This window comes from Akkermansia massiliensis, from assembly GCF_018847375.1.
Lineage (GTDB): Bacteria > Verrucomicrobiota > Verrucomicrobiia > Verrucomicrobiales > Akkermansiaceae > Akkermansia > Akkermansia massiliensis.
Genome location: NZ_CP072036.1, coordinates 187,524 through 210,748 on the forward strand (window position 1 = coordinate 187,524; position 23,225 = coordinate 210,748).

A 23,225-nucleotide genomic window follows, 5' to 3' on the forward strand; every position below is an offset into this window, starting at 1 on the left:
CCTATCCTCCCATGTCCTTCACCTCTCCCTGGCTGCTATGGGCCCTCTTTGCAGCCTCCATTCCCATCATCATCCACCTGGTCAACAGGTGGCGGCACCGCTCCGTCCATTGGGCGGCCATGGAATTCCTGCTCCGCGCCGCCAGGGAAACCCGCGGGACGAAAAAACTGCTGCACTACCTGATTCTGGCGCTGCGCGTCCTGGCCGTGGCGGCGCTGGTGACGGCCTTTGCGCGGCCCCTGCTCAGCAGCTTCTTCGGCTGGGGGAGTTCCGGACTGAATGAAGTCCTGCTGGTTCTGGACCGTTCCGCCTCCATGGACGCACGGCCGGACAAAACCAACTCCCTGCGGGACGCCATCCCGCCGCTGGTGGAATCCACCTTTGCGCAGCTTGGCCACTGCCGCCTGTCCCTGCTTGATTCCGCCACCGGAACCGTCACCCAGATTCCCGCCCCGGAAGCCCTGGCGGACCTGACTGTCAGCAAAACCACGGACGGCGGCGCAGATATTCCGGCCCTGCTGCAAAAAGCCATCCCGTATCTGGAGGAGTCCGGTTCCGGAAAGACGGAAATCTGGATTGCCTCAGACATGCAGGCCTCCTCCTGGAGGCCGGATTCCCCCCTCTGGCCCGGCGTGCGCCAGCGGCTGGCCGCTCTGGCCATTCCCCCCTCCATCCGCATCATGGCCCTCCGCGACAGGCCGGAAAGCAACCGCGGCATCAGGGTCAGGCAGGCCCAGGTGAACAACGGCAGGCTGGTGCTGGACCTGGAGGTGCTGCGCCAGGGTTTCAACCCCAACCAGCCGGAGGACGTGCCGGTACACCTTTCCGTGGATAATGCCGCCGCCTCCGCCACGCTGCAACTGGCCGGGGAAAGCACCGCCATCAGGAAGGAAATTCCGCTGCCGCAGGGGAAGGAATCCGGCTTCGGCTTCGTTTCCCTGCCTCATGACGACTTCACCAGGGATGACATTTCTTTCTTCACCTTCGCCCCCCGGCCCCTCGCCAACATCCTGATCTGCGGCCCTTCCGGAGAAGTGGGAAAAACCCTCTCCCTGATGTCCGCCCCTCCCGGCCTGCCCAACAGGAAGGCCACGATGCCCGGCAACACGCGGGCGGCGCAGGCCGCTCTGGCCTCCCAGTCCATGGTCGCCTGGTACGGACCGCCGCCGCGCGCGGAAATGGAAGAAAAGCTACTGGCCTTTATTGAAGAAGGGGGAATCGTCCTCTTCCTGCCGGACGATACGGCCCACGGCACGCGGCATCCGTTCCTGGGCGTCTCCTGGGGAGCGATGGAAACGGCCCCGCCCGAGGAGTACTACCGCCTGGAAACATGGGACCGCCAGCGCGGATTCCTCCGGGACGGTTCCGACCAGGCGGCCATTCCCGCCAACCGGCTCCGCGCCGTGCGCCGGAAGCCCCTGCTGGGCAAATACCGCACCCTGGCCTCCTGGGATGACGGCACCTGCGCCCTGGCCCAGGTCAGGGCCGGAACGGGTTCCGCCCTGTTCCTGGGGACTCTGCCCAGATATTCCTGGTCCAACCTGGCGGACGGCCACCTGCTGCTCCCCCTGCTCCAGCGCATGGCGGACCGCGGGGCGGAACGCTTCTCCACTTCCATCTCCCTCCGGGTGAATGACCCGGCCCTGCCGCAATCCGCCACGGACATCCCCGTGCGCATGGACAACGCCCAGGGCAGCCACCCCTCCGGCTCTCCGGCGGACACGGCAGGCGTGTACCGCCTGGGAGCGCAGACCTATGCCGTGAACCGCCCCTGGTCGGAAGACAATCCGGACCAGATTACGGATGAAAAGCTCCGCCTCCTTCTGCCGGAGGCCTCCATCAGCTCCATGCAGAGCACGGCGGAAACGCCCTCCCTGGTGCAGGAGGCCTGGAAACTCTTTCTCATCATTTCCCTCGCCTGCCTGCTGCTGGAAGCTTTCCTGTGCCTGCCCAGGCACACGGCCAAACGTCCCTCCCCCACCATCCGCCCATGAGCCTGAGCCTTCAACCTACCGCTTTAAGCGTCCTCCTGGCCGTCCTGGTCATGGCGGCCGGCGTCTGGATGAGCCGCACCGCCTGCAAACGCAACCGCCGTCCGCTGACGTTCAAGCTGGAACTCCTGCGCCTGGTGATTCTGGGGGCCATCTGCTTCCTGCTCTTCCAGCCGGAATGGGTCGTCACCTCCGCCCCGCAGGAGAAGCCCAAGGTCTCCATCCTGGAGGACCGCTCCGGCTCCATGGAAACGCAGGACGTGGAAATCACCCCCCAGCACGTCGTTACCCGCACGGCCTACGCGCAGGAGCTGATCAAGGGCAACAGCACGGAATCCCTGAAAGACACGCACGTGGTGGAATCCGCCGCCTTCGGCTCCCCCCCTCCGCCGGATTCCCCGGATTACGCCATGGCCTGCACGGACCTGGCCAAGCCGCTGGAGGACGCCATGCAATCCTCGGACAACCTGCGGGCGGTCATCATGTTCACGGACGGCGGCCACAACGCCTCCTCCTCCGTGCTGACGCAGGCCCAGCGCATGCGCACCAGGGGCATTCCCCTCTTCATCATTCCCGCCGGCAGTCCGTACCCCCTGCCCGACCTGGCCCTCCAGGACGTGAAAGCCCCCACCTACGGCATCATCGGGGAGACGGTGCAGATCCCCTTCACCATTAAAAGCACGCTGGGCAAGGAAACGCGCACCACGCTCACCCTGGCCTCCAGGGACACCGGAAAAACCGTCACCCGCACGGTCACCATCCCGGCCCAGGGGGAAGTGTCCGACGCCGTCCTGTGGAAGATAGAAAAGGAAGGGGCGGAAACGCTGGAGCTCAAGCTCCCCGTCCAGCCCCAGGAACGGATGCACAACAACAACGCCTCCTCCTTCAGCATCGCCGGCAGGAGGGAATCCATCAAGGTGCTGGTGATCGACACGCTGCCGCGCTGGGAGTACCGCTTCATCCGGAACGCCCTGTACCGCGACCCGGGCGTGGACGTGCATACCCTGCTCTTTCACCCGGGGCTGGAGGAAATGGGGGAAGGCCCCGGCTACCTGGTCAAATTCCCGGACAGGATGGAAGACCTGGCCCAGTATGACGTCATCTTCATCGGAGACGTGGGGCTGGGCCCCAAGGGGCTGACGGAGGAACAGGCCGCCCTGCTCAAGGGCATGGTGAAAAACCAGGCCAGCGGCATCGTCTTCCTGCCCGGCTACCAGGGCAAGCAGATGGAACTCCTGAAATCCGAGCTGGGAGACCTGATACCCGTCACGTTCCTCACCGCCAAGCCGGAGGGAACCACCCAGCCAGCCCCCTCCCCCCTCATCCTGACGCCGGAGGGGCGCGGCTCCCTCCTTACCATGCTGGCGGATACGGAGGGTGAAAACGAGGAAGTGTGGCGCAACCTGCCGGGCTTCAACTGGTACGCCCCGGTGGAACGGCCCAAGGCCGGAACCACCGTCCTGGCCGTGCATGCGGCAGACAAAAACGCCTACGGCCGCATTCCCCTCATCGTCACCCAGTCCTACGGCAACGGAAAAGTCCTCTTCATGGGGACGGACTCCGCCTGGCGCTGGCGGCGCGGCGTGGAGGACAAATACCACTACCGCTTCTGGAGCCAGGTGGCCCGCTGGATGAGTTACCAGCGCAACATGGCCGCCGGGGAAAGAATCCGCCTGATTCCCAACCCGGAACGCCCCCGCCTGGGGGATACGCTGACCGTCAACGCCATGGTCTCCGACAAACTGGGGGCGCCTCTCCAGAACGGGGAAGTCTTCCTGGACATCACCGCCCCGGAAGGCACCACCAGCCGCGTGCAGATGGACAACATGGACCACACCTGGGGTTCCTTCACCGCCTCCGTCAAAATCAACCGCCCCGGCACCTGGAAGCTGACCGCCTCATCCTCCGCGGAACCGGACAAATCCGTCACGCTTCCGGTCATCACCATGGGCGAGACGCTGGAAAAAACCGGCCAGCCCGTCAATACCGCCCTGATGGAGGAAATGACCTCCATCACGCGCGGACGCATGGTGAAGGCGGAGGAAATACAGCAGCTCATCAAGGAAATCAAGGAGCTGCCCGTGCCGCCGCCCATGGAAACACGCATCCTGCTCTGGTGCAGCCCGTACACGCTCGCGGCCCTTCTCTTCCTGCTCACCCTGTTCTGGATAGGCAGAAAACTCAACGGCACCATCTGACCCGGTGCGCTCCGGATTTTCCGGAAACCGGAGGCTTTTCCACCCCTCCTTCCGTCATTTCTCCGCCGCCTTTTTCCCGTCCGCAGCGGAAGGGGCGGACGGTGAAAACTTCAGCTTCACGCCCAGTTTTTTCCAGGCTGCGGCCATTTCCCTCTCCACCTCTTCCGGAGCCTTCCCGTCCAGCAGAACGGCGTGCGCCCCGTTGACGTCCTCCGCATCCCAGGCTTCCAGGTAACGCCTGAGGCGTTCCGCCTTGCCGTCCCCTTCCAGATGGCACCAGTACACCGTCCATAACAGATCGGCCCAGTACCGGGACGCGTCCCCCTTTGAAGGGAGGCCATGGCCTGCGGCGGAATGAACGGAATCCCGCGCCAGCAGGTCCGCCAGGGCAGGCAGCGGCTCCCTGCCCGTGCGCACGGCGCGGGGAAGCATGGCAGCCAGCCTTCCCGGGAGCTTCCGGAATACCATCGCCTCCTTCTCCATGGGAAGAAAAGCCATGTACGCGGAAAAACCGTCCACCAGCCAGTGTTCCAAATCCATGGACTGCGCCACCCAGTGGGTGACGGCAAAGCGCGGATCCACCGCGTCCAGCTTCAGCGGCTTTCCCTTTTTATCCCGCAGCAGCAGGGCCGTAAAACTGGTGGGGGAAAACTTGAGCCTCCCGTTCCGCAGGCCCGGCGCCTTGTTGAAATCCTCTTCCTGAAAACATACCCTCACCAGATACTTGCGGGAGGGGCGGCGGGCCACCGCCAGATTCATGGGAACGGCCGCCAGGGCGGACAGAATGGTTTCAAAACGCCGCGCCAGGGCCATATGTTCCGTTTCCGGCAATTTTCCGGGGGACTCAATGACGAAATGGTCCGTTTCATACACGCTCAGCTCATCCGTCTCCTGCACGGCCTTCACCAGCAGATAGCCGGGCGCGGCCGCCCTCTCCGGCCACGGAGCGTCCCAATTCGGCTCCAGGGGAACGTAACGTCCGCCGGACGCACCCTGCGCGGGAGGGTTCTCCGCCCCCACATCCGTATCCGGAAGCGTGCCGCCGGACTTCACCCATTCCAGGATATACGCCTGGTCGGCGCCGGAAAAAACGTTCTTGGGAACGGCTACTATCCGGCCGTCCTGAAGCTTCAGGTCCACCTCCGCATCACGGACGGCCACCAGCACGGCTACGACGGTAGCGCCCCGGTCATTCGTCCAGATGCGCGCCTGAACGCTTCCGGCCAGGCTCAGTCCTGTCAATACGGACAGTATCTTTACGGGCACGGTCATAGGGCTCCCTTTGTCCGCACAAGCTACCACATTGTCCCGCGGACGCAATCCTTTTTCCGTCCACCCTTGCTCCGCCGGAACCCGTTCCGCCAAAAGAACATGGAGCGGCTCCGCGTCATGGCTTTCCTCCGGAGGGGTTGACACGTCCCAGTAAAACCCATAATCTTATGGAAGAAAGGAAAAGCAGGCATGCACATCAGTCCCCTCAGAAAAAACATTCCGCTGACCGTCGTCACCCTGGCGGCCCTGGGCATCATGCTCTTCCTGTTCTTCATGCACCCCTCCACCCCGGAGGAATCCCTGGAATTCTACACGCCGGACGGCAACGGCGTAGGCTCCTTCCGGGTGGAAATCACGGACATGCCGTCCAACCCCGCCTATACGGAAGTGAAGATCATCCCGGAGGACATGGAGCCCTTCCAGCGGTTCATGTCCAAATTCCGCAACAAGCCCGTCACGGCCAAAATCCCCTCCTACGGCAGCCATGTAGTCGTTCCTGGCCGGGACATGCAGTGCGACGGAGTCCTGCGCCTGGCCGGGCATTGACCGGCAAGCGGAGGCTGCCTTACAGCTTGTCTCCCTTTCCCACGTCCTTCGCCCACTTCCGGGCCAGGAAGGAACAGACCATCAGCTGGAGCTGGTGGAAAACCATGATGGGAATCACCAGCAGCCCGATGGGCGCTCCGGCAAAAATCACGTTCATCATCGGGATGCCGGTGGCCAGGCTCTTCTTGGAGCCGCAGAAAATAATCGCGATGCGGTCCTCCCGGGAGAAATGCAACTTGCGGGAAAGGAAGGCCGTCAGCCACAGGGCCGCGGCCAGCAGAATGCCGCAGAAGACAAGCACCTCCACCAGGGAGAGCCAGGGCAGGTTCTTCCACACGCCGTTAATCATCGCATGGCTGAACGCCGTGTAAATCACCAGCCAGATCGTGCTGTGGTCCGTCCAGGAAGTAATGTTCCGGTGCGTGACCACCCATTTGCCGATCCAGCGCTGGGCAACCTGCCCGGCCACAAAGGGCACCAGAATAATATAGCAGATGTTCAGGAAGGTGGAAAAATCCACGCCTCCCTCCCCTCCGCGGGACCACACCAGCCCCACCAGCAGAGGCGTGAGGAACACTCCCAGCAGACTGGAAACGGAGGCGGAGCAGATGGCCGCGGCCACATTCCCGCCCGCCATGGAGGTGAACGCTATGCTGGACTGCACCGTGGAAGGCAGCATGCACACGTACAGCATGCCCATGCACAAATCCGGCCCCAGCACGCTGTTCCACAGCGGCATGCTCAGAATGCCCAGCAGGGGGAAAATCACGAAGGTGCTTGCAGCCACCAGGCCCTGGAGGCGCCAGTGCATCAGCCCCTCCCATACGGAGCGGCGGGAAAGCTTGGCCCCGTACAGGAAAAAGAGCAGGATGATGGCCGCATCGCTCAAGCGGCTGAACACCGTATCCCACACGCCGGAACAGGGAATCAGAATCCCCGCGCTCACGCTGACGATGAGGCCGACGGTAAAGCGGTCCAATTTGGAAAGGAATCCCGGCATGGAGGAAGGAAGAAAGGTGAACGCCGTTTCCGGCTCCCTACTTGAAGCGCACGGCGTGCTTCTTGCTCAGGCGCAGAACGCTGCCGGGGGCCAGCTCCGGCACGGCGGCGGGGTCCGTCACCTTGGCGTCGTTCAACTGGATGGCGCCGGGCGTGAAATGCTCCTTGCGCAAAACGCCGTTGGACTTCTTCACCTGGAAAACGTTCTCAAAAAGGAAGGCCACCAGGGCCAGCGCATTCATGCCGGCAGGCAGGGAGGCGATCTCCACTTCCGGCAAATCCGCGGCGGCCAGGTCCCTCTTGGAGAAACGGGTTTCCCAGTCCGCGCGGGCGGCGTCCGCGGCGGCGGAGTCGTGATAGCGGGCCGTAATCTTCCAGGCCAGCAGCTTCTTGGCTTCCATCGGGTGCAGTCCCATGTCCCGCTTCTCGCCCAGCAGCACCTGGTAATAGCGGTCCATCAGCTCGTCGCTGGCGCTCATCATCTTGCCGAACATCATTTCCGGCGCTTCATCCACGCCCACGTAATTCCCGTAGGACTTGGACATCTTGCGCACGCCGTCCAGGCCTTCCAGCAGGGGCATCGTCATGGCGATCTGGGGCAACATGCCCTCCTCCTTCTGGAGGTCGCGCCCTACCAGGATGTTGAAAAGCTGGTCCGTGCCGCCCAGTTCCACGTCCGACCGGATTTCCACGGAATCCCAGCCCTGCATGATCGGGTACTGCATTTCGTGCAGGCGCACCTCCTTGCCGCCCTCCACGCGGGCCTTGAAATCCTCCCGGGCCAGCATCTGCTGCATGGTCACGCGGGAATTGAGCTTAAGCACTTCCTCATACGTCATCTTGCGGAACCAGTCCCCGTTGTAGACGATCTCCGTCCTGTCCCGGTCCAGAATCTTGAACGCCTGCTTGGTGTACGTCTCCGCATTCTCCAGCACCTGCTCACGGGAAAGAGGGGGCCGCGTGACGGAACGGCCGGAGGGGTCCCCGATGGTGGCCGTGAAATCCCCGATGAGCAAAATGGCCTGGTGGCCCAGTTCCTGGAACTGGCGCAGTTTTTCAATAGCCACGGTATGGCCCAGGTGAATATCCGGCGCGGTGGGGTCCACACCCAGCTTCACGCGCAGGGGACGGCCCAGCTTGAGGCGCTCCTTCAACTCTTCACGGCTGATCACGACGGCGGTACCGCCCATCAATATGTCTAATTGCTCATCTATAGTCATTGATCTGGCGCATAGAGTGCCGGGGGCACCGCGCCTTTTCAAGCTTATATCCTGTGCGCGAAGCATCAGGCCCGGCAAAGGGCCCTCCGGAGCCCGTGCCGGTACCGGGAAGCGGGCGGCCCGGAGGTGGTATCCGTGCCACGCAGGGAACGGCATGCCAAAACTGCGTCCCTTCACACGCCCTTCCCGCCAACGCCGCTCCATGGTTTACGCTGCCCTTTTCCGCAAGCGGCGGCGTTCCTGCGGAACCGCAAAAACTACATGAGCTGGTACAGGCGGGGATAGGAAGCCTGGTTGGCGGTCACGTAATGCGGGCGGGGCTTGGGACCCGGCCTGTTCTGCCCGTGATGCCAGCCGTTGTTATAATCATTATGGTTATAATGGTGCGACGGACCGGGGCGGTAATAATCATTATTATTATGGCGATGGTGGCAGCCTGCGGCCAGGACGGCTACGGCTGCTGCTGCAAGAATAGGTATTATTTTCATATTCATCTTTCTAAATGGTAAGACCACCCTGAAAGAGGAATGCGAACGAAAAAAGTCTGTCACCCGAGCAAACGCTCCCTATTGACAAAGAAAACGGCCCCCAGCACGCATAAAAAAGCCCACAGGTAGTCCCACTTCCATTTCTCCCCGATGTAGAACAGGGCGAAGGGAATGAACACGCACAGGGTGATCACCTCCTGCATGATCTTGAGCTGGGCCACGTTAAGGCCTCCCGCATTGCCCAGGCGGTTGGCGGGAATCATGAAGCAGTACTCGAAAAACGCCACGCCCCAGCTCATCAGGATAATCAGCAGCAGGGGCTTGTCGTCCGCCGCGGAACCCTTCTTCAAATGCCCGTACCACGCCCACGTCATAAAAACGTTGGAGACCACCAGCATGGAAATCGTTAAAGCAACCTTCATTGTCTTTTATTCAAAAGCGTCAATCCTTGGAAGACTTGGGGTCCAGGGCGTCACGCAGCCCGTCCCCCAGGAAATTCAGCGCCAGCAGGGTGGCGGAAAACAGCAGCGCCGGGAACAGGAGCAGTTCCGGGCTCACCTCCATGCGGTCCGCCCCCTCCTTGATCAGCGTGCCCCAGGAAGAATTGGGAGCCTTTACGCCCAGGCCCAGGAAGGACAGGACAGCCTCCAGCAGCATGATGCCGGGAACGGCCAGCGTCGTGTACACGATGACGGACCCGAACAAATTCGGCGCAATGTGGCGGAACAGAATTTTCATGTGCCCGATGCCCAGGGAGCGGGCCGCCTCCACGAACTCCTGCCCCTTCAGCTCCAGCGTCTGCGTGCGGACGATGCGCGCCAGCGTCAGCCAGCCCAGCGCGCCGATGGCGATGAAGAGGGGAATCAATCCGGTCATGGGACTCACCATCTCCACGGACCAGCCCGTGACGCCGGAAACCCACTGCGTCAGCTGCTGGGCGGGTTCCTCCACGGACAGGGAGAAAATAATCACCAGCACGATGAACGGCAGGGCGAAAAGCACGTCCACCAGGCGCATCATCAGGGCGTCCAGCCTGCCCCCGGCATAACCGGAGACCAGCCCGTACGTCACGCCGATGACCAGGGAAACGCCCGTGGCCACCACGCCCACCAGCAGTGAAATGCGGCCTCCGTACAGCACGCGCGCCAGCAGGTCCCGCCCGAGCTGGTCCGTGCCGAACCAGTGCTGCCAGGAAGGACTTTCCGCAATGCGGGACAGGTCCTGCACATTCGGATGCGGCAGCCACGGCAGCAGCGGACCCAGAAAGCAGGCCGCCACAATCAGCGCCAGCGCCAGCAGGGAACACATGGCCGCGCGGTTGCGCGAAAGCCGCAGAAAGGCGTCTTTCCACAGGGAGGAGCCCTGCTCCTCCATGCTGTTCCATTCCCTGTTCTTCATGACTCCGCCCTCAATCTGGGGTTGACGGCCATCTGCACCAGGTCCACGGCCAGGTTGGCCGCGACGATCAGGATGCCGTAAAACAGGACAAGCCCCTGGATCAGGAAATAATCCCGGTCCGTGGTGGCGTTCACGAAATGCTGGCCCATGCCGGGAACCTGGAAGCAGGTCTCCACTACAAAGGAGCCGGTAATCATGGCGGCAAAGGCCGGCCCCAGGTAGGAAAGGGCCGGAATCAGGCCGCCGCGCAGGGCGTGCTTCCAGACCGTGCGGAAGGGGCCCGCCCCCTTGGCGCGGGCCGTCCTGATGAAATCCTGCCCCAGCACCTCAAGCATGCCGCCGCGCGTCAGGCGCGCCAGATACGCGGCATTCACCAGCCCCAGCGTCAGCGCAGGCAGCACCACGCAGCCGGGAGAATCCCATCCGGCCACGCTCAGGCCGGGCACATGCATGCCCAGCGCCACACCCAGCAGCGGAGCCACCACGAAGGCGGGAATACAGATGCCGGCCATGGAAACCAGCATCACCCACCAGTCCATCCACCGGTTCTTGTACAGGGCCGCCACGATCCCGGCGGGAATGCCCACCAGAATGGAAATCACCATGCCTATGACGCCAAGCTGGAGGGATACCGGGAATGACTGGCCGATCATGTCCGCCACGCTGATGCCCTCCTTCACCAGGGACGGCCCCAGGTCGCCATGGACCAGCATGTTCCACCAGTAGCGCCCGTACTGGACCAGGGAGCTCTGGTCCAGCCCGTAGCTGGCCTGGAGCTGCTGGAGGACGTGCTCCGGCAGCTTCTTCTCCCCCATGAAGGGGTGGCCCGGCAGCAGGCGTATCAGGAAAAACGTCACGGTCTCCAGCACCAGCAGGACCAGAAGCCCCTGCCCCAGGCGTTTCAAAATCATCCTGGTCAAGGCGCGGCCTCCTTCCCCTGCTCCCTGGGCGCGCCCAGGCTGATGTCTTCAAACAAATGGTTGTCCAGCAGCAGGGGATGCCATCCCCGCACCTCCGGCCTCTTCAAATAGGACCGCCTGGCCCAGTACAGGGGAATCACCGGAGACTCCGAAAGCATCAGCGCTTCCGCACGGGCCAGCAGGGCCATGCGCTTCTCCTGGTCTCCCGTGGCGCGGCTCTCCGCCAGCAGGCGCTCATACTCCGGGCGGGACCAGCCCGTGTTGTTGTTCCCGGAGGCGGAGCTCCACAAATCCAGAAAACTGGACGGGTCCAGATAATCACCGGACCAGGAGGAGGAACTGAAATCATACTGCATGGAATTCTGCGCGAACTTGTAGGCCGTCCATTCACAGGAACGGATATCCACGTGAACGCCCAGGTGCTTCTTCCACATGCCCTGGATGGCTTCCGCCATCGTCTTCTGCACCTCCCTGGACGTGGTCATCAACTCCAGCCGCGGAAACCCCTTCCCGCCGGGGAAACCCGCCTGCGCCAGCAGGGCGCGCGCCTTCTCCGGATTGAACTCCACCCCGTGCGGCGTCTTGTAGCCTGCGCCGTCCGGCGTAAAGCCGAAGCACGGCTGGCCGCCCCCGCACACCACGTCACGCACCAGGGTCTCCCGGTCCACGGCCAGGGAAAGGGCACGCCTGACGCGGGCGTCATCCAGCGGCGCGCGCGACGTATTCAGCCGGTAAAAAATAGTCACGTAATAATCATCCTGGCAGAAATCACCGCCGCCGCGCTCCCGCGCGTACGCCGTCATCTCCGGGGGAACGTTATTGGTGACATGGAGCTTGCCGTTGAAAAACATGCGGGTTTCCGTAAAGCCGTTCACGGTGGGTAGAAAACGGACCCCGTTCAGCCGGACGGAGGAGGCGTTCCGGTAGCGGGGATTGCGCCGCACCTCCACATAATCATTGAAACGGTGCTCCGCCATCAGAAAAGGACCATTCCCCACAGCCTTGCCGGGCCGCGTCCAGCCCCCCGTCCTGTCCAGCATGCCGCCGTGGGCTTCCACCGCATGGCGGGGAACCGGAAACCAGGTGCAATGAAGCAGCAGCAGGGGAAGCTGGGGCATCGGAGAACGCATTTCCAGCTCCAGGGTATGATCGTCCGCGGCGCGTACGCCCACACGGGCCTCCTCCCACAAATCCGGTCTTCCGGCCCGGACATCCTCCAGCATCCGGGCCGCGATTCTCCGCGCGCCTTCCTCCGGCATTCCGTCCGGCCACTCCATCCGGGAAATATCCTTCCGCAGCGCCTCCAGCTCCCGGGCGCCCATGCCGTCCAGCCTCTCCCAATCCACCCGTGCCAGAGCCTCTCCATCCAGACCCGCTTCCCCGGCCAGCCGGGAACCGGGGCCGCACAGAAGCAGGCTGCGCCTGTTCCGGTTGTAAGCCTCCGCATTCTTCAGCGGATAAAGCATGTCCGCGTACCTCCCGCCAAACTCCGGATGAAGCAGGCGGTGGTAGGCATAAACGAAATCATGGGCCGTCACCGGAACGCCGTCGCTCCACACGGCGTCCTTCCGCAGAGAAAACCGCCACTTGTCCGCCTCCGGATTATGCGTCCAGGACTCCGCCACGGCTGGATGAAAAGCGGCGTCATCCCTGGAATCACCGCGCAGCAGCCCTTCCATCACGGCATTGATAATCTTGAAATCGGAAACGGAAGTGGCAATATGCGGATCAAAACTCTGCGGTTCCGCATTATTGCCCACGATCAGCACTCCTTCCTCCTGCGCCCGTTCCACGCTGGTACGCGTATCGCATCCGGCGAGCAGCAGCATCACACAGAACATCATGAACAGGCGCATGGCGGGATTCTGTCAGGTTTCCTTCCCCCGCGCAAGGCTTCACCTCAAGAAATACAACCGCCGCGCCGCGGCCCACGTAATCTTCCCGGAAATCCCTCCCTCCGCCACTGCCGGGCATCATGCCGCTCCGTCCACGGCCGGCCCGTACTGTGGACATTCCTTTCCCGGCAGGGGGGCGGTTCCTCTCCTGAACCAAACCAACAACGGGCACGAAACACTTCCCGAGGGAAAAACCGGCCGCCGCAGGATATCTTCACAAAAACAGTCCAAAAGAGACGCTTGCGCGCCGGGAAGCCTGGGCAAACACGCCGCCTGTCCTCCCCCGCCTCAGATGCATGACGGGCCGCCTTCCCATCCCCCACAGGATTCTACCGGAAGGAAATCCCGGAAACCGCCTCCACTGGTCTTTTCTGAAACAGTCTCTTTTATCCTGTTTTCCCAACTGTTCCTCCCTTAATTTTTCCCCCATGTTTAAACTCAAAAACCATGCCTTCTGTCTTCTGACCGCATTTGGGGGGATGCTCCTCACTCCGGCCTGGGGAGAGCCCGTAGCTCCGTGGCTCAGAGCCTACATTAACGGGGAGGAAGTGGTCGGAACCACGCTGGAGAGCCGCTACAGCACTCCTGAGGACGAACCCGCCAGCCCTGTCATCCAATGGGAAAAAGCGGATTCCCGGACCGGAAAGCCCGTGCTGGTGCAGCAGGGAAAGGACGCGGAATCCTATACCCTGACGGACAAGGACGCCGGAAAATATTTCCGGATCATCGTGGGCGGCGGCACGAAGGATGCGATTGCCAGCCCGTGGATAGGCCCGGTCATTACGGAAAAGCAGGCGGAAAGCATCAACAACCGTTTTGACCCCGGAAAAAGCTATCAGGAAAACGTGGACGCACTCCAGAAGGAGCTGTCTGAAAAGCTCAAGGACGCCGTTTATTTCACCGTGGACACGGACAAACTCCACGGCGCCCCCTACGCGATGGCGGCCAACGAACGGATAGCCCTGCCGGAAGACATCAGGCCCTTCCGGGAAAACGGGAAAATCTATGTAAACCACCCCTTTGTGCAGGCCGTTTTCAAGAAGGAGCTGCCGGACGAAATCATGGAGGAAGCGGGCGGCCAGAAGGCCTACGAAATAGGGAACGTGGCCAGGGCGCTGAAACTCAACCTCTGGATGGGAGACAAGGAAAAGGCTCCCCTCCCGAACTTCCGCATGCAGCCCATGGCGGAAGGCCTGGTGGTTCTTTCCCCTGAAAAAAACGTCTTTTCCCCTGTCGCGGACCGCGACCTGATCAATGAAGCCGTCAACAGGCTCTTCGACTTCAAGGCCAGTGACGAACAGTTAAAATGGTTCCGGGACGCCAAATTCGGCCTCTTTGTCCACTGGAACCCCTCTTCCCTGCTGGAACGGGAAATCAGCTGGGAACGCAATGCGGCGCGCCCCAAGGACAGCGCAAGCGGCCATAAAAACATCATGGACTTTGAATATGACTCCGCCCACCGCCGCTTCAATCCCAAACAATACGATCCCCGGAAGTGGATGTCCGTCGCCAAAAAAAGCGGCATGAAATATGCCGTGCTGACCACCAAGCACCACGACAGCTTCTCCAACTTCCCCTCCGACTACGACACCTTCACCATCGCCAATACCCCCTACGGCAAGGATATCGTGGGGCAATTCGCGGCGGCGGTCCATGCGGCAGGGCTCAGGCTGGGCTTCTACTATTCCGGGCGGGACTGGTACAACCCCTACTACCTGACCGACCAGCACTACCGCTACCTGGAATACTACTTCGGCCAGATCAGTGAACTGCTCACCCGCTACGGGCAGGTGGACGTGCTGTGGTTCGACAGCCTGGGCAACAGCTCCCTCAACCAGTGGGATCCCCGCACCATGATGCGCCGCATCAAGCAATACCAGCCGGACATTCTGGTCAACAACCGCATGAACGGCACCCGCGGAGGCAACAAAGGTCCGCTGCCCGACGACCTGAAAGGAGATTTCCTGACGCCGGAATGCAAGCTGGGGCCGTTCAACGACAAAACGCCCTGGGAAAGCTGCATGACCGTGGCGGACATCCCCGGCACCCGCTGGACGGGCAACTGGTCCTACACCTCCAAGGCGAAGGCCAAGCCCGTGGAAACCTCCATCAAATTCCTGATCAACAACACCGTCAAGGACGGCAACCTGCTTTACAACATCGGACCCACGCCGCTGGGCACGTTCGACCCGAAACAGGCTGAAACCTTCCTGGCCATGGGCAAGTGGATCGCCCCCTACCGGGAAGCCATTTACAACACCCGCGGAGGTCCCTACAAGGACCAGCCCTGGGGCGGCAGCTGCTACAAGACGGACCGGCGCGGCAAAAAAACCGTCTACCTGCATGTCAGCCCGCTGATTGCTCAACAAGGAAAAGAGCTGAAAGGCTCCGAACCTCTCTTCATCAAGGACATCGGCGAGAAATTCACAAAAGCGACCGTCATCGTGAACGGCAGTGGAAACGGAAAAGCCGCCAAGCTTGAAAAGGAAGGAGCCCAATACAAAATCACGCTGCCCGCAGGCGTGGCCTGGGACAGCCTGGACACCGTCATCAAGCTTCAATAACGCCCTTTTTCTCCCACGGAGAGAGCATGCAGCCAGCCGGCCCGGCATCATGCCGGGGCCGGTTTTTTTATTCCGCAAAACAGGCATGCATGCTCCACAGGATTCCTTTCTCTTCCATAACCGGGCTTGGCGGAAAGAGCGGCGCGGCGCGATGCTCCCTTCTCCGCAGCCGCGTGTAAAAGAGGAACAGACGCCTTCAAGGCAGGCTGCACCCGGCGGGAACTGACGGGCACCCTCTCAACGGAAGCCGCTTAAGCGAGCAGCTCATGGCGAAAAAAAGAAAAGCCCCGCAGCGGCATGAACCGCTGCGGGGCCGTTTTCCAAAATCAGGGGATCAAGGAAAGGGAGCTTTTACTTACTTGCTCTGGGCTTTCTTGGCTGCTTCAATCTGAGTTTTGATCTGGTCCTTGTTGGCAAGAATGCCGGCCTTGATGCGGGGAGCACGCTGCCCGGCTTCCGTACCCGGCATCAATTCGGCCACCTTGTCCAGAATCAGCACGGCACCGTCTACGTCACCAGTGGAATTCAGGTAGGTCCCGAACTCCATCATCAGCAAATCCTGCTGGGTTTCCGGCAGAAGCTTGTCACGGTCGGGATAAGCCTTGACCACCTGGAGAGCTTCCGCAGGCGTGGTCTTGTCCGTCAGCTTGCCGGCAAGATAATCCTGGACGTCCTTCTGTTCCTTCTTAAGCTGGTCGGCGTGCGCGTCAGCGGCTTTCAAGCCGGACTTGTCATCCTTGTCCAGCTTCTTGATTTCCGCCTTCACGTCGCCGTAAAAATTGTCCACATACTCCTGGGGAGCCAGCTTGAGCACTTCCATCAGGGCGGCAACCTTCGCTTCATCCGTGGTGGCCTTGGCTACATTTGCCTCAGCGGCGTTCAGGGCTTCCTTGTTCTTCAAGGCGTCCTGCATGGCCTTCATCACGTCATCCTTGGAACGGCCGCCCACAAATCCCCCGAAGGGCTTGCCGGAAGCGTCCGCAAATACGATCGTCGGGAACCCCTGCACGCCGTACTGCTGGGCAAGCTTGTCATTGGCGGCTTTCATTTCCTTGGACTGTTCCTTGCCGCGCGGATAATCCAGCTCCACGAGCACGAAATTCTTCTGGGCGTCCTTCTGGAAATCAGGCTTGCTGAACACGTTGGCGCGGAGCTGCATGCAGGGCGGGCACCAGTCGGAACCGGTGAACTCGATCATGAGGTCCTTCTTCTGTTCGGCGGCCTGCTTCTTGGCGGCATCCATATCGGTAATCCATCCTTCCGCGGCAAAACAGGGAGCGACGCAGGCGGCAACAACTATTGGCAGAATTTGTCTAATCATATCTACAGTTCAATATTGAAGAGTCCGACATCCAGCGTCAATCTCTTGTTCAATCATTTTTGGAAAATTTCCAAAAGGCCGCGCCTTCCGCAAGGAAAACGCCGTCCGGCAGCCGACGGGAACGGCCATTTGGACCGTGGGAAGGCAGTGTCATTATTGCACCAAATCCGGGGTTGCCTTTCAAACTGTTTTCACTTATGTACTGGGCATATCATGAACACGGTTTTAATCATTGGAGCAGGCGGCGTCGGACATGTGGTAGCCAACAAATGCGCCCAACTGCCGGACATCTTTCAAAACATTCATCTGGCCTCCCGCACGAAAAGCAAATGTGACGCCATTGCGGACGATGTACGCGCCAGAACGGACGTCAATATCACCACCCACGCCGTGAACGCGGACGACGTGCCCGCCACCGTGGCCCTCATCCGGGAAGTCAAGCCGCAGCTGCTGATCAACGTGGCCCTTCCCTACCAGGATTTGAACCTGATGGACGCCTGCCTGGAAACCGGCGTCAATTACCTGGACACCGCCAACTATGAACCCCGGGACGTAGCCAAATTCGAATACTCCTGGCAATGGGCGTACCAGGACAAATTCCGCAAGGCCGGACTCTTTGCCCTGCTGGGCTCCGGCTTTGACCCCGGCGTCACCAACGTCTTCACGGCATGGGCGCTCAAGCACCACTTTGACGAAATCCATACGCTGGACATCATTGACGTCAACGGCGGCAATCACGGCAAGGCCTTCGCCACCAACTTCAACCCGGAAATCAACATCCGGGAAGTGACTGCCCCCTGCCGCCACTGGGAAGACGGCGCCTTCCGGGAAACCGCCCCCATGAGCATGCACCGGAGCTTCACCTGCCCGCAGGAAGTGGGCACCTATGAAATCTACCGCATGTACCATGAAGAAATGGAAAGCCTGGTCAAGCACATCCCCACCATCCGCCGGGCCCAATTCTGGATGTCCTTCTCCCCGAACTACCTCAAGCACCTGGAAGTGCTCCAGAACGTGGGCATGACCCGGATTGACCCGGTCATGTACAATGGAGTGGAAATCATTCCGCTTCAATTCCTCAAGGCTGTGCTGCCGGACCCGGGGGACCTGGGCAAGACCACGAAAGGAAAAACCTGCATCGGCAACGTCATCACCGGAACCAAGGACGGCCAATTCAAGGCCGTGTACATCTACAACATCTGCGACCATGAAAAATGCTTTGAAGAAGTTGGATCCCAGGCCATCTCCTACACCACGGGGGTTCCGGCCATGATCGGCGCGGAAATGATCCTTACGGGCAAATGGTCCGGCGCTGGCGTCTTCAACATGGAGCAGAACGATCCGGACCCCTTCATGGACGAACTCAACAAGCGCGGCCTTCCCTGGCACTGCGTGGAACTCACGGAAGAACAGGCCAAAGCCCTGCAAGTCCATTGACAGCAGCCTCCGGCCGAAGCCATCCGCTCCATCAAAAGCCGGGCATTGACTTCTCAAATGCCTGGCTTTTACTCTCTCAAATCTTCACGATGCCCATAATCATTGGCAGTTCCCGGCGCGATGCCTTATCAGGAACGAATCCATGAAAGCATATCTTATCCTGTTGCTGGCGATTGTTCTGGAAACAATCGCCACCTCTTTCCTGAAGCAGAGCGAACAATTTACCAGGCTCCTGCCCACCATCATAACCGTAGCCGGATATGCAGGCTCCTTCTACTGCCTCAGCCTGGTGCTGAAAAACATCCCTGTGGGCATTGCGTATGCCATCTGGTCGGGAATGGGCATTGTGCTGATCTCCGCCATCGGGTGGGTGGCATTCAAGCAGCACCTGGACTTGGCGGCGATTTCAGGTCTGGCGCTCATCATTGCCGGAGTATTGGTAATCAATATCTTTTCCAACTCCGTTTCCCACTGATGGGAAAAAACGGAAGCGCATTCCCTGCAAGGGGATGACGGCCCTCCCCTCCGGGCAGCGGCAACCGGAATAGAAAAACGCCTCTTCACTGAAAAGAAGGTAAAACCTTCCGGAGGCCCGGCAAGCCAGTCTTCACAATGGCTCATTCCTCCGCCAATAAAATCCGTCAAAGGACCTGTTTCTCCAGTGAAAAAGAGTATCCCTCTCATGATTCTAACTGCTGTGGAGCTTTTCCGACCAGCCCCGAACTGCCACCTTTAAAAGGAAAAAGAGAAGCACCCGTCCGGCCTTCTTCCGGCGCATGCATAATTTTCTGGCCTGGAAAGCAGGCGGGCGGTAAAAACGGGGTGCCATGAAATATCTTGCGCTATTTCTCATCTTTCTGTTTCAAGCGGTGCACGCGGAGGAACCCGCTCCGTGGAGAATCGCCATCATCGGCGACACGCATGACTCCCCCAAACGCATGGAAGGAAGCGAAGGGGTAGCCGTCAATTTCATCAAAACCCTCTATGGGGAAATCCTGAAGCACCAGGTGGACATGGTCGTCCAGGTGGGGGACATGGCGGACATTGAAGGAAGCGCCCCCGTCAACGGACTCGCCAAGCGCAAGGAACTCAACAAGATGCTGGAGGAAAAAGGCATCCCCTTCTACGCCGTGCGCGGCAACCATGAATCGCTGCCCTTCCGCGCGGAACAATTCAGGGAACTCTTCCTGCCTACCCGGAAACAGGGCGCCAAAGGGCTGGCCACCAGAAAACTGAACTACGGCATCCGCCATAAAAACGCCTCCCTGTACTTCATGGACATTGACCTGACCCCGGACCAGCTCGTAGACTTCAGCGCGTGGGTCAAACGCAACAGGAGCAAGGCCAACACCGTTCCGCGCCATTGCCTAATTTTCACCCACCGCACCCTGCAAACTCCCATGCAATTCCGGGAATGCCTGTGGGGCCGCTACAACGACAGCGCGGCGGAACAGCAGAACATCTTTTACCGTAACCTCCGGGACGCCGGCGTTCGGTTCGTCGTCACCGGGCACCTGCATGCCCACGACCTGTACATGATTACATCCCCGGACGGGAAAAACACCCTCACCTCCCTCATCTGCGCCCCCGCGGGCAACAAGGTGCTGCCCATCCCCTTCCTTCTGCCCGCAAAATCCCGCGTAAAAACCCTGCAATACCGCTCCGGCATCACGGCCTACTACATCCTGAACATCTACCCGGACTCCATGACTCTGGACACCTATGCCGCCCCCAACAACGGCATCACGGACCAAGGCCCGCAAGGAAGCGAATTCAAAAAACTGCACTCTTACGCGATTCCGATGAATTGAATAACTTCCTACCCATATTTTTCTTTCCATCCCGGAACAAACTGGAGTCCGCCACGCTTTCCGGGCAAGCCTGAAGACGCTCCTGTCCACGCAAAGAAATAGAAGCCTTCCTCTTTTCCGGATAGTTCATGTTCCCGCGTATTATTCCAAACGCCCGGAACCGTGAGGCTCCAACTTTCTATCGTGCTGGTGTCCGCGGCCTCCCTTATATAAAAATTCCGTTCCGCCATCACGCCCGGCAGCACGGTCATCAATCAGGCTTCCGATTTCCTAATCAGCGTATCCGGCCTTTTTAAGATACTTGACCTCTTCTCCGGCCTGGCCCGGATAAAAGTGAACCAGCATCTCCACAAACGCAGGCTCCAACCTCTTTTCCAATTCGTACTTGCAACTGTCGTTTCTTTTTTCATTGCTCATCAACTTATTATTGCAGTAGAGAGCCCAAGGCTCCTGTTCCCGGTTCAATTCCGGATCATACCGCTCCCGGAATGTTTCTAACACAGTCGCTCCATATCCCGGTCAAATCACTTCTTTTCACACGGCATCGAGTGACAATTCCAGATATATCCAAGGCTAAACCGTTCATTCGCCTCACCACTCTGGTCTTCAATTCATAATCCATGTTGCCACACAGCAGCCAAATTTGGTAATCATCACGATATGGTACCACTGTGGTCCTCAAATTTCCCGCCTTTAAAAATCCGCAAAACAAAAATGGCATCGCGCTTTCACGATCTCGTGGCCATCAAGGCTTTCCGAGTCCTCTCCCTCCTCCCATCATGGATGCACACCAGGAACACACCCAGTCCCACGCTTGGGGAAATGGGAATGTTCCAAGTCGACGGCAAAAATCCCCCCCCCCGTGACATTATCCTACAATTGATTCGTTGCAAATACTTCTATGACTTCATTCGCACCATTCTTGGAATAACCTGAGTCGAAATCCGTATCGGAAGGCTCCTCCCTTTTGTCCCTCTCAATAATTTTGACATAGCGGAAGCTCCTATAACGGTGGTCGCACCTTCCGGAAACCTCTTTGTCACCGTTCCTCCATCCTTATATTCTGCCCTGATCTCTTAGGAAACCACTATGATCTTTGCCTATTCACTACTCATTAGCAAAACTCATAGTTTTCTTTTCAAAAATAACTATAATTTATTTCTTCTTTCCAGTCTGTTGCCGGAGCGCCTGTTCATATCTGCGTCCTCGATCACCCTTGTATAGGAATTTAGTGCTTGCATCCCTCCCTACAGTTCGATTGATCAATTCGTCCATCGCCTTTCCTTCATATCCTGCCAGTTTAAGATATTTTTCCACCTCATTTTTATCGCCCGGAAAACATTTCAATAAAATTTTCATTAATGCCGGCTCAAGTGAATTTTTGAGATAATGGGAAGCTGAATAATTTCTAACTTCATTGGAAGCTATTTTATTATAATAATATATACGCTTTTTTTCAATATCACCAGAACCCCAAACTCCATCTCCCCTATGCTTCTCTGCATACTCTTTTAACCGTTTCTGTACTATTTTTTCATATTCTCCAGCCATCTTTGCATGTTTCTCAGATAGCTTTTCATCATAATCATCACGTACAGTTTTGGTCATTGCAGCAGTATACAAAGATAATAATTCTGCCAGTTCTTTTCTTTTCAGGTCATGCTGAGAAACAATTTCCGGCAGGCTCCAGCACATTCTTACCACTTCACCAGCCAAATTGTCTCTTTCTCTGTAATCCAAACCTTCATGGTTGGTAGAATCTGTATTTTCATCATAATCGACCTGAAAAGCAGGAGCTTTGGCGACATAATAACATATCCATAAAAATTTATTGAGATCTCCTTCTTTCAATTCATCCCAATCCATTTTCTCAATAAATTCCTGAGACTTATGGACCTTCTGATAAAATTCCTTCAATTTTCCATCTCTCAGCAACTGCGCCCATCCCTGGACCAATTCCGGTTCCTCCTTGAAAATAGGGATAACATCCGGAGCTTTAATTATTATCACTTGCGCTGCATTAACATTCATGACAGACGCGAGGAGAAAAATACCTATGATGCTTAAATAATTTTTCATTCTGTTATTTTTTATTTTCAGGACCAAAAAAATATCTCAAATTCAATGTATTCCTTGTTACAAAACAGCCAAATTTCTTTATAGAAGAATTTAGATAAGAATGCCCATTAGCAAGAGCTAATTTTTCAAATACAAAACATTGATTTTCTTCTACGATTACTGCACCGTCCTTATTTTTACTGTCCAATCCTCCTCCTCCATAATGAACTCTCCATTGACATGCCCAATGCCACTTTTGAGGCAACTTATGCAGAGGAGGAACTCCATTAATCTCTATTACAAAACGGACATCCACACTTGATGTAGCTCTATCCCAAAATTTATTGCCGGGCAAAACATCTATTTTCGCATCACAGCCTGTTGCAGGCGTATGCCTTGGATCTATGCTTTCACTTATACTTCCTTGATCCTTGAAAGAGCCCAAGTCCCTTTCAATCACATCTATTTCAACAAAGCTCACCTTCAATGGCTCCAATCTTAATTCTAATAACATGGAAGCTCCCATCGTCAACTCATCCTGAAAAGAGGCAGGAACTCCTCCTTGGGCATGCTTGCTCCACATTTTTTCAGGAAAGAGAACCTCTATCTCCAACTTTTTTGTCCTTTTCCCATTTAATTCTGCCTGAATCACAACCTTACCGTCTTTCTTTTTCCCTTTTTCATCTAATGAATCTTTCAGAAATTCTTTTTTTGCTTCTACATTCAAGGTTGACCTTCCATCAGTATTTTTTGGCCATTCTTTCAAATACTCTTGGCCACTTAGAAGGTGCCACTTAATATTTTTTACGTTCTGGGCATTTTGCCCCTCGACAAGCTTGCCTGATAATATCAACTTGAATCTTTCTCCAATTCCGACCTCTTTTCTTTCATAAGCCTTTTCTTCATCCCGGTGAATATTCAGGACGAATTCCGCAGAAGGCTGTTCTGTTTTTGTTATAATCTTCAACAAAGAATCATTCCAGCATTCCTCCTCATCTTCTGCATGAAGAGGAACATTGATACAGAGCACGCACAGCAGAAATATCATCCCATATTCCCACAATTTTTGAATTGCTGATGAACCAAGAAAATATTTCATATTCTTTA

The 23,225-nt window shown here is 58.1% G+C and carries 19 protein-coding genes; 7 read left to right on the forward strand and 12 right to left on the reverse strand.

What is annotated here, in order from left to right; genetic code table 11:
- Nucleotides 1–11: 11 nt before the first annotated feature.
- Complete coding sequence (locus J5W70_RS00835) at nucleotides 12–1,994, forward strand: vWA domain-containing protein (protein ID WP_022397492.1); 1,983 nt, start codon at nucleotides 12–14, stop codon at nucleotides 1,992–1,994.
- Nucleotides 1,991–4,189: a hypothetical protein gene (locus tag J5W70_RS00840; RefSeq protein WP_022397493.1), complete on the forward strand. Its 2,199-nt coding sequence runs from the start codon at nucleotides 1,991–1,993 to the stop codon at nucleotides 4,187–4,189. The genes J5W70_RS00835 and J5W70_RS00840 overlap by 4 nt, the downstream gene beginning before the upstream one ends.
- 54 nt (nucleotides 4,190–4,243) lie before the next feature.
- Here J5W70_RS00840 and J5W70_RS00845 read toward each other — a convergent pair whose 3' ends face one another.
- Nucleotides 4,244–5,461: a hypothetical protein gene (locus J5W70_RS00845; protein ID WP_022397494.1), complete on the reverse strand. Its 1,218-nt coding sequence runs from the start codon at nucleotides 5,459–5,461 to the stop codon at nucleotides 4,244–4,246.
- A 189-nt stretch (nucleotides 5,462–5,650) separates the two neighbouring features.
- Between J5W70_RS00845 and J5W70_RS00850 the strand changes: the two genes are divergently transcribed.
- The gene (locus J5W70_RS00850; RefSeq protein WP_022397495.1) at nucleotides 5,651–6,007 is read left to right on the forward strand and encodes a hypothetical protein; all 357 of its coding nucleotides are present in this window, start codon (nucleotides 5,651–5,653) and stop codon (nucleotides 6,005–6,007) included.
- A 19-nt stretch (nucleotides 6,008–6,026) separates the two neighbouring features.
- Here J5W70_RS00850 and J5W70_RS00855 read toward each other — a convergent pair whose 3' ends face one another.
- The 7 genes from J5W70_RS00855 to J5W70_RS00885 all read right to left on the reverse strand — a co-directional run bounded on the left by J5W70_RS00855 (nucleotide 6,027) and on the right by J5W70_RS00885 (nucleotide 12,888).
- The gene (locus tag J5W70_RS00855) at nucleotides 6,027–7,007 is read right to left on the reverse strand and encodes a bile acid:sodium symporter family protein (RefSeq protein ID WP_022397496.1); all 981 of its coding nucleotides are present in this window, start codon (nucleotides 7,005–7,007) and stop codon (nucleotides 6,027–6,029) included.
- A gap of 37 nt (nucleotides 7,008–7,044) precedes the next feature.
- Entirely contained in the window at nucleotides 7,045–8,226 is a 1,182-nt protein-coding gene (tyrS, locus tag J5W70_RS00860) for a tyrosine--tRNA ligase (RefSeq protein ID WP_102721061.1), read from the reverse strand.
- 257 nt (nucleotides 8,227–8,483) lie between these two features.
- On the reverse strand, nucleotides 8,484–8,720 hold the full coding sequence (locus tag J5W70_RS00865; RefSeq protein ID WP_022397498.1) for a hypothetical protein: 237 nt from the start codon (nucleotides 8,718–8,720) through the stop codon (nucleotides 8,484–8,486).
- A gap of 53 nt (nucleotides 8,721–8,773) precedes the next feature.
- Nucleotides 8,774–9,136, reverse strand: coding sequence for a DMT family protein (locus J5W70_RS00870; RefSeq protein ID WP_102721059.1), 363 nt, complete (start codon nucleotides 9,134–9,136; stop codon nucleotides 8,774–8,776).
- Nucleotides 9,137–9,155: 19 nt separating this feature from the next.
- Entirely contained in the window at nucleotides 9,156–10,112 is a 957-nt protein-coding gene (locus J5W70_RS00875) for an ABC transporter permease (protein ID WP_257228315.1), read from the reverse strand.
- Nucleotides 10,109–11,023 (reverse strand): ABC transporter permease, encoded by a 915-nt coding sequence (locus J5W70_RS00880; protein ID WP_022397503.1) that lies wholly within the window; start codon nucleotides 11,021–11,023, stop codon nucleotides 10,109–10,111. The genes J5W70_RS00875 and J5W70_RS00880 overlap by 4 nt, the downstream gene beginning before the upstream one ends.
- Before the next feature lie 5 nt (nucleotides 11,024–11,028).
- Nucleotides 11,029–12,888 (reverse strand): peptide ABC transporter substrate-binding protein, encoded by a 1,860-nt coding sequence (locus J5W70_RS00885; protein WP_022397504.1) that lies wholly within the window; start codon nucleotides 12,886–12,888, stop codon nucleotides 11,029–11,031.
- A 467-nt stretch (nucleotides 12,889–13,355) separates the two neighbouring features.
- On the opposite strand from J5W70_RS00885, the gene J5W70_RS00890 reads away from it, so the two are divergent.
- The gene (locus tag J5W70_RS00890; protein WP_022397505.1) at nucleotides 13,356–15,491 is read left to right on the forward strand and encodes an alpha-L-fucosidase; all 2,136 of its coding nucleotides are present in this window, start codon (nucleotides 13,356–13,358) and stop codon (nucleotides 15,489–15,491) included.
- Nucleotides 15,492–15,846: 355 nt separating this feature from the next.
- On the opposite strand, the gene J5W70_RS00895 is transcribed toward J5W70_RS00890, so the two are convergent.
- Nucleotides 15,847–16,812 (reverse strand): thioredoxin family protein, encoded by a 966-nt coding sequence (locus J5W70_RS00895; protein WP_022397506.1) that lies wholly within the window; start codon nucleotides 16,810–16,812, stop codon nucleotides 15,847–15,849.
- Nucleotides 16,813–17,025: 213 nt separating this feature from the next.
- On the opposite strand from J5W70_RS00895, the gene J5W70_RS00900 reads away from it, so the two are divergent.
- From J5W70_RS00900 to J5W70_RS00910, 3 genes are all read left to right on the forward strand, one after another.
- Nucleotides 17,026–18,249, forward strand: coding sequence for a saccharopine dehydrogenase family protein (locus J5W70_RS00900; RefSeq protein WP_022397507.1), 1,224 nt, complete (start codon nucleotides 17,026–17,028; stop codon nucleotides 18,247–18,249).
- A 142-nt stretch (nucleotides 18,250–18,391) separates the two neighbouring features.
- Nucleotides 18,392–18,724, forward strand: coding sequence for a DMT family transporter (locus tag J5W70_RS00905; RefSeq protein ID WP_022397508.1), 333 nt, complete (start codon nucleotides 18,392–18,394; stop codon nucleotides 18,722–18,724).
- 352 nt (nucleotides 18,725–19,076) lie between these two features.
- Nucleotides 19,077–20,060, forward strand: coding sequence for a metallophosphoesterase family protein (locus J5W70_RS00910; protein ID WP_022397509.1), 984 nt, complete (start codon nucleotides 19,077–19,079; stop codon nucleotides 20,058–20,060).
- Nucleotides 20,061–20,330: 270 nt separating this feature from the next.
- Here the strand turns inward: J5W70_RS00910 and J5W70_RS00915 are convergent, their stop codons facing one another.
- From J5W70_RS00915 to J5W70_RS00925, 3 genes are all read right to left on the reverse strand, one after another.
- A complete protein-coding gene (locus J5W70_RS00915) occupies nucleotides 20,331–20,561 on the reverse strand; it encodes a hypothetical protein (RefSeq protein WP_022397511.1) in 231 nt (76 codons plus the stop codon).
- Between the two features lie 654 nt (nucleotides 20,562–21,215).
- A complete protein-coding gene (locus tag J5W70_RS00920) occupies nucleotides 21,216–22,139 on the reverse strand; it encodes a hypothetical protein (RefSeq protein WP_102731463.1) in 924 nt (307 codons plus the stop codon).
- 4 nt (nucleotides 22,140–22,143) lie between these two features.
- Nucleotides 22,144–23,217: a hypothetical protein gene (locus J5W70_RS00925; RefSeq protein WP_022397513.1), complete on the reverse strand. Its 1,074-nt coding sequence runs from the start codon at nucleotides 23,215–23,217 to the stop codon at nucleotides 22,144–22,146.
- Nucleotides 23,218–23,225 lie beyond the last annotated feature (8 nt).

Excerpts from the sequence above, each read along its gene's own strand:
- J5W70_RS00835 (WP_022397492.1), top strand. The coding sequence starts at position 12 with ATGTCCTTCACCTCTCCCTGGCTGCTATGGGCCCTCTTTGCAGCCTCC.
- J5W70_RS00840 (WP_022397493.1), top strand. The coding sequence starts at position 1,991 with ATGAGCCTGAGCCTTCAACCTACCGCTTTAAGCGTCCTCCTGGCCGTC.
- J5W70_RS00845 (WP_022397494.1), bottom strand. The coding sequence starts at position 5,461 with ATGACCGTGCCCGTAAAGATACTGTCCGTATTGACAGGACTGAGCCTG.
- J5W70_RS00850 (WP_022397495.1), top strand. The coding sequence starts at position 5,651 with ATGCACATCAGTCCCCTCAGAAAAAACATTCCGCTGACCGTCGTCACC.
- J5W70_RS00855 (WP_022397496.1), bottom strand. The coding sequence starts at position 7,007 with ATGCCGGGATTCCTTTCCAAATTGGACCGCTTTACCGTCGGCCTCATC.
- tyrS (WP_102721061.1), bottom strand. The coding sequence starts at position 8,226 with ATGACTATAGATGAGCAATTAGACATATTGATGGGCGGTACCGCCGTC.
- J5W70_RS00865 (WP_022397498.1), bottom strand. The coding sequence starts at position 8,720 with ATGAATATGAAAATAATACCTATTCTTGCAGCAGCAGCCGTAGCCGTC.
- J5W70_RS00870 (WP_102721059.1), bottom strand. The coding sequence starts at position 9,136 with ATGAAGGTTGCTTTAACGATTTCCATGCTGGTGGTCTCCAACGTTTTT.
- J5W70_RS00875 (WP_257228315.1), bottom strand. The coding sequence starts at position 10,112 with ATGAAGAACAGGGAATGGAACAGCATGGAGGAGCAGGGCTCCTCCCTG.
- J5W70_RS00880 (WP_022397503.1), bottom strand. The coding sequence starts at position 11,023 with ATGATTTTGAAACGCCTGGGGCAGGGGCTTCTGGTCCTGCTGGTGCTG.
- J5W70_RS00885 (WP_022397504.1), bottom strand. The coding sequence starts at position 12,888 with ATGCGCCTGTTCATGATGTTCTGTGTGATGCTGCTGCTCGCCGGATGC.
- J5W70_RS00890 (WP_022397505.1), top strand. The coding sequence starts at position 13,356 with ATGTTTAAACTCAAAAACCATGCCTTCTGTCTTCTGACCGCATTTGGG.
- J5W70_RS00895 (WP_022397506.1), bottom strand. The coding sequence starts at position 16,812 with ATGATTAGACAAATTCTGCCAATAGTTGTTGCCGCCTGCGTCGCTCCC.
- J5W70_RS00900 (WP_022397507.1), top strand. The coding sequence starts at position 17,026 with ATGAACACGGTTTTAATCATTGGAGCAGGCGGCGTCGGACATGTGGTA.
- J5W70_RS00905 (WP_022397508.1), top strand. The coding sequence starts at position 18,392 with ATGAAAGCATATCTTATCCTGTTGCTGGCGATTGTTCTGGAAACAATC.
- J5W70_RS00910 (WP_022397509.1), top strand. The coding sequence starts at position 19,077 with ATGAAATATCTTGCGCTATTTCTCATCTTTCTGTTTCAAGCGGTGCAC.
- J5W70_RS00920 (WP_102731463.1), bottom strand. The coding sequence starts at position 22,139 with ATGAAAAATTATTTAAGCATCATAGGTATTTTTCTCCTCGCGTCTGTC.
- J5W70_RS00925 (WP_022397513.1), bottom strand. The coding sequence starts at position 23,217 with ATGAAATATTTTCTTGGTTCATCAGCAATTCAAAAATTGTGGGAATAT.